Below are 4570 nucleotides of genomic sequence, written 5' to 3'. Positions count from 1 at the left end.
GGACCAGCCGAACATATGCACCAGCGCATAAAGCGCCAGCGAGGCGCCAAGCGTCGCGTTCGGCATTCGGAGCAGCAACCACAGCAAAGGCGCGAAAAAAAGGTGGAGGAGCACGAAGATCGGCAATACGTCAGTATTGACCGGACGGTATTGCAGGATCGCTGCGTGCGCGAGCGCCGAGCCCGGCTGATCCAACAGAATGCGCGTATTGCTCACGTCAGCAAGACGGTCCCCGCCTGCGAGGTGAACCAAGATGGCGCAGGCGAGCGTGAGCAGCAGAAACGCGACATAGATGTCCCAACTTCGCCGCAGTGTCCGGCGGATCACGCTGGTCCACCCCTCGCAGCTCCATACCTTGCCATAGGCCAGCGCGCAGGTGACGCCCGAGACGAACATGAACACTTCCGCGGCATCGCTGAAGCCGTAGTTCCGTAGCGTCAGCCAACTTCCAATATTATTGGGGACATGGTCAAGAAAGATGCACCAGAGCGCGATGCCGCGGCAGGCATCAATGCGCAGGTCGCGGCCGTTGACTTTCAGCTCCGGCAGAACGCCTGCAAATGGCTTTGGGGATGCGGTCCGATCCTGCATTGGCTTGCCTCGTCCAGGGTGCGCGCACGCTTCGAGAGGAACGATCGAGGAGCCGAATGTGACAAAAAGCACGGCCACGCTGCGGGAGTCTGACAGCGCCGCAGTCCAGAGTTGCTTCACACCGACCCGGCCACGACAGCAATTGCGACAATGATCGTATGGCCGCTCTGCGCACAACCTTCTGGTGGAGAGGCTGACCGTCGTCATCATCGTGCAAGCGCCGCAACCTGTAAATCGGCCGGAGGTCGGTACAGAGAGGTGCCTAGGTCCTATGACCAAGGTACCGTCCGCCCTGCCGTCTTGGCCTCGGTCAGACACATGATGAGCAATTCATCGCTCGCATGGACCAGGGGCCAGCGAGCTCCGCGCTTCACGTAGTCCGCTCCCTTCTTACCTGACCGCGAACCGCTGGCCAGACCCGAGATGGAAGATGGACGATTTCGAAGGTGGGTGTATGATTTTCTATTGATCTCCGGGCGGTCAGAAGACGGAGAGCTTTTTATGAAGGTGCTTGTTGTTGACGATCACACATTGATTCGGGCCGCGTTGCACGCTGTCCTGAAGCAACTAAAGCGAGAAGCCGTCATATTCGAAGCTTCGAGCGGCCGAGAGGCCATGCACATCGTCGAGGAGCATCCCGACATCAGCCTCATTTTGCTTGATATCAATTTGCCCGATCGCGACGGCTTCTCTGTCCTTTGCGAACTGCGCGATCGCTATGCAAGGACTGCTGTCGTCATTCTCTCGTCCTCCGATGATCAAGACACGGTCAGGCGCGCTTTCAAACTCGGCGCGCTGGGTTTCATTCCGAAAACCACGGAACGCGAGGTGATGCTCAACGCTATTGAGTTGGTGTTCTCCGGCGGAGTTTACATCCCGTTGGAGATACTGGAGACGACAGCGGGCCCACGGCATGCAAACAAGCCAGTGGCGCCCGGCTCGCTCAAGGGGCTCGGGTTGACCGATCGGCAGATTGAAGTACTTGCGCTCCTGATGAAGGGAAAGAGCAACAAGGTCATTGCCAGGATGCTCAATATGGCAGTGCCTACAGTGAAGAATCACATCACGGTCGTTCTCAAGGCGCTCGGCGTCGCGACGCGCACCGAGGCCGTCATAAAGGTCGGAAAAATGGGCTGGGAGTGGCCGCCGAAATCTGGATCATGAAACTGCCCCAGCGTCTCTCCCACCAGCGTGATCCCTAAACAGCTTGTGCATGACAGCGCGGAGCTGCATTGGGTCGACCGGCTTATGCAGCAAAACGTATCCTCTATCCTTAGCGTCCCGCAGTGGTTCAGCTGCTGTATCGCCGCTGATGAGTATGGCAGGAATTGACGAGCCAAACGCAGCATTGATTTGTTCAATTGCCCTGATTCCGGTCTTCCCGCGTGCGAGATGATAGTCCGAGATTATGAGGTCGGGGCGTTGTTCGCGCTCAGCAAGTCGGACCAGTGCGGCTTCGTCGGATCCGGCCGCAAGAACCGAACATCCCCATTTGCTGAGCAATCCGCCCGTTCCCTCCTGCACGATTGGAGTATCGGCAATAACAAGAACTGCCTTGCCGTCGACTGCAAAAGCACCGGTGTTTGGTAAGTCGGCGGGCGCTGCGGCCTTGACGCATTCGTCGACCTTCGGAACCAGGATCGTGAATCGCGAGCCGCGACCGACAGCCGAAGCGAGCTCGATTGGATGGTTGAGAAGCAAGCGAAGCCTGTCGACAATGGCAAGGCCGAGCCCCAGTCCGCCGGTCCGGTTCTGCTCCGGAGCAGGAACTTGAAAAAACTCGCCAAAGATATTTTGCTTTTGATCCTCGGGAATGCCGGGACCGGTATCGTATACTTCGATGCGCAGCATTTCACCGCGCCGACGGCATCCGACCAGGATCCCGCCCTGCAACGTATAGCGTACAGCGTTGGATACCAGATTCAGGAGTATGCGTTCGAGCAGCATGGCGTCGCTCCGTACCCAGGCGTCACTTGGCCAGACGCGTAAGCGCAAGCCTTTTTCACGCGTCGCCTGATCAAACGCCGTCTCGCTTTTTTGCAACAGGCGCCCGATCGGGAATTCGCTAATGTTGGGGGTAAGCATCCCGGCGTCGATTCTCGAAATGTCCAACAGCGAATTGAACATTTCATCCATTTCCTTGCGCGTTGCGTCGACCCGCTCGATCGTCCTTGCCCTCTCCCCCGGTTCGAGCGGCGTGCGCAGTTGGGCAACAAACAGCCCTAATGCATGTAACGGTTGCCGCAAATCATGGCTTGCCATGGCAAAAAAGCGTGATTTTGCTGCACTGGCGAGCTCCAGCTCTTGCGTCCGCTCTGCGACCTTCCGCTCGAGTTCGACGCGCGCGCGGCGCAGCCGCTCCTCCGCTTTCTTGCGCACCTCGACATCGGCGCTCAGCAACAAGCTTGGAACGGTAATGCTGATCAAGAACATCAACACCAGCAGGAACGATGCGTTAAGGTCCGTAGTTGTGAACGGGCCGCCGCCCGTGAGCGTGCCCCAGATCGTGATGCCCGCAAGCACCAGGGCGACAGTCGCGGTATCGCGTGGACCGCGGCGCAGCGCCGCCCACAACATTGGCAAGATCGCGAGGAAACCCAGTGGATCTCGGCCGGGCGTTTGCTCGATCAAAGGGCTGAAAGCAATGAGTCCAACAACCGCCGCTGTCGTGAGGACGCCGACCGTCTCCAGAAGCGCATGGCGTTCGAAGTGATGATAGCGGCTTGATGCCCAAAGCACGATAACAGGAGCAATGACCAGTGCGCCTGTCACATCTCCCAGCCACCAGGTGATCCACGCATCGGCGAAACTCTTCTGTTCGATGTACCCGAAGATTGTCAGACTCGTCAGTCCAATGCTGGCACTGATCGGTGTCGCGATCACGACGCAAATCAGAACAAACTTTGCAACGGAATCGGGGCTTGAAAACGTGTTACACCCACCCGACCACCGATTAATGAGATAAGCGCCTACAACCGCTTCAAGAGCATTACCGGCCGCAATCGCGATTGCGGTAGCAACCGAGCCTGCCGTCGTCGCATTTGCGATCAACGCCGCCGCAAAAATTGCTGGCCAGGTCCAATATCCCCGCAACAGCACCGCCGCCAGCGCGACACCCGTCGGTGGCCAAATTGGCGTTGTACTGGGATGAATGGACGCGAGAGCAAGCCCGCCTTTAGCCAAGACGAGATAGATGGCTCCGATCGCGACCAAACTACCGATGTAGCTGACGCCTCTGCTAGAGTTTGTCTCGGAGGCTAATGATCGAGGATTGGACATCGTCGACGTCCTGGACCAGGCAATTGGTTCGTCTATCGAAACTTTGATCTCTGCATCTAGGAGCGCTAGATACGGCAGATGCGCTCAGATCAAATTGATCACAGCAGTCTTCTGGCGGACTAAGCGACGGCGCGTGCGATGGAGCTGGCCGCTTACTGTTCAATTCCCGCGGATCGCCTCAGAACCAGTGAGACGAACCGGGCGCCGTTGCATCCCGAGGAATTCGCGCCGTCTCGTGTTCACCCCGAGCTTTGGAGGATGCATCGTACGACGAAGATAGGCGCTCCGAAAGGCCGGATTTGGACCCGGACTAGGTCGCCGTATGCGACAAAGGCCCATCTCTCGTTGGAGTCTCGGGACTGAACCACTTACACGTTAGCCTGCTGCGGCGTGACGAGGAGGCGGAAGCTTCGCCCCGGAAACAGAAGCATCTCCATGATCGATGAGGCGACGAGTCCGTTCGTCGGCCGTGGCGTTTGCGATGGCCGGTGCAATTCTCCTTTGATCGAACAACCGTAAGGAAGCCAGTGCTAGTGCCGTGATCGAGTGACCTCGTTCGACGACTTGCACGGCAGACATTTTGAAGCGCTGCGTCCTTTCGCGTTCGAATACATCGTCGGGCCGCTCGCATGTCATTCGATCAATCATTCCGGCATAAATGACGGAAGGGTTGGAAGCCGCCTCATGAACTGAGGTGACG

Annotated in this window: 4 protein-coding genes; 1 reads left to right on the top strand and 3 read right to left on the bottom strand. The window is 58.0% G+C overall.

The features are described from left to right. The coding region (opgC, locus tag IVB27_RS37685) for an OpgC domain-containing protein (protein WP_247447665.1) at positions 1-591 on the bottom strand (591 nt) is incomplete at its 3' end. A gap of 501 nt (positions 592-1092) precedes the next feature. Here opgC and IVB27_RS37680 point away from each other — a divergent pair. Then, positions 1093-1755 carry a response regulator gene (locus IVB27_RS37680; protein ID WP_247447664.1) on the top strand — a complete coding sequence of 221 codons (663 nt, stop codon included), beginning with the start codon at positions 1093-1095 and terminating at the stop codon, positions 1753-1755. On the opposite strand, the gene IVB27_RS37675 is transcribed toward IVB27_RS37680, so the two are convergent. Then, positions 1750-3870 (bottom strand): MASE1 domain-containing protein, encoded by a 2121-nt coding sequence (locus tag IVB27_RS37675; RefSeq protein ID WP_247447663.1) that lies wholly within the window; start codon positions 3868-3870, stop codon positions 1750-1752. The two genes, IVB27_RS37680 and IVB27_RS37675, sit on opposite strands and share 6 nt — an antisense overlap. Positions 3871-4245: 375 nt before the next feature. After that, positions 4246-4570 (bottom strand): hypothetical protein (locus IVB27_RS37670; protein WP_247447662.1); only part of this gene is annotated, 325 nt, incomplete at its 5' end.

Source organism: Bradyrhizobium sp. 197 (genome assembly GCF_023073375.1).
Classification (GTDB): Bacteria; Pseudomonadota; Alphaproteobacteria; order Rhizobiales; family Xanthobacteraceae; genus Bradyrhizobium.
Note: the sequence above shows the minus strand (reverse complement) of the source record. Positions and strands in the feature narration are given on the sequence as shown.

Excerpts from the sequence above, each read along its gene's own strand:
- IVB27_RS37675 (WP_247447663.1), bottom strand. The coding sequence starts at position 3,870 with ATGTCCAATCCTCGATCATTAGCCTCCGAGACAAACTCTAGCAGAGGC.
- IVB27_RS37680 (WP_247447664.1), top strand. The coding sequence starts at position 1,093 with ATGAAGGTGCTTGTTGTTGACGATCACACATTGATTCGGGCCGCGTTG.